This window comes from Vibrio sp. JZG120 (assembly GCF_053890955.1).
In genome coordinates this window covers 1-1,066 of record NZ_JBSRRK010000044.1, presented here as the reverse complement: position 1 = coordinate 1,066, position 1,066 = coordinate 1, and the positions used below count along the sequence as shown (strand labels likewise).

1 rRNA gene is annotated in these 1,066 nt (G+C 53.6%); it reads right to left on the bottom strand.

The window, feature by feature from the left end:
- Positions 1-1,066 (bottom strand): 16S ribosomal RNA (locus ACWPOD_RS23705); the annotation flags it as partial.

Below are 1,066 nucleotides of genomic sequence, written 5' to 3'. Positions count from 1 at the left end.
TAAGGAGGTGATCCAGCGCCAGGTTCCCCTAGCGCTACCTTGTTACGACTTCACCCCAGTCATGAACCACAAAGTGGTAAGCGTCCCCCCGAAGGTTAAACTACCTACTTCTTTTGCAGCCCACTCCCATGGTGTGACGGGCGGTGTGTACAAGGCCCGGGAACGTATTCACCGTGGCATTCTGATCCACGATTACTAGCGATTCCGACTTCATGGAGTCGAGTTGCAGACTCCAATCCGGACTACGACGCACTTTTTGGGATTCGCTCACTTTCGCAAGTTGGCCGCCCTCTGTATGCGCCATTGTAGCACGTGTGTAGCCCTACTCGTAAGGGCCATGATGACTTGACGTCGTCCCCACCTTCCTCCGGTTTATCACCGGCAGTCTCCCTGGAGTTCCCGACATTACTCGCTGGCAAACAAGGATAAGGGTTGCGCTCGTTGCGGGACTTAACCCAACATTTCACAACACGAGCTGACGACAGCCATGCAGCACCTGTCTCAGAGTTCCCGAAGGCACCAATCCATCTCTGGAAAGTTCTCTGGATGTCAAGAGTAGGTAAGGTTCTTCGCGTTGCATCGAATTAAACCACATGCTCCACCGCTTGTGCGGGCCCCCGTCAATTCATTTGAGTTTTAATCTTGCGACCGTACTCCCCAGGCGGTCTACTTAACGCGTTAGCTCCGAAAGCCACGGCTCAAGGCCACAACCTCCAAGTAGACATCGTTTACGGCGTGGACTACCAGGGTATCTAATCCTGTTTGCTCCCCACGCTTTCGCATCTGAGTGTCAGTATCTGTCCAGGGGGCCGCCTTCGCCACCGGTATTCCTTCAGATCTCTACGCATTTCACCGCTACACCTGAAATTCTACCCCCCTCTACAGTACTCTAGTCTGCCAGTTTCAAATGCTATTCCGAGGTTGAGCCCCGGGCTTTCACATCTGACTTAACAAACCACCTGCATGCGCTTTACGCCCAGTAATTCCGATTAACGCTCGCACCCTCCGTATTACCGCGGCTGCTGGCACGGAGTTAGCCGGTGCTTCTTCTGTCGCTAACGTCAAA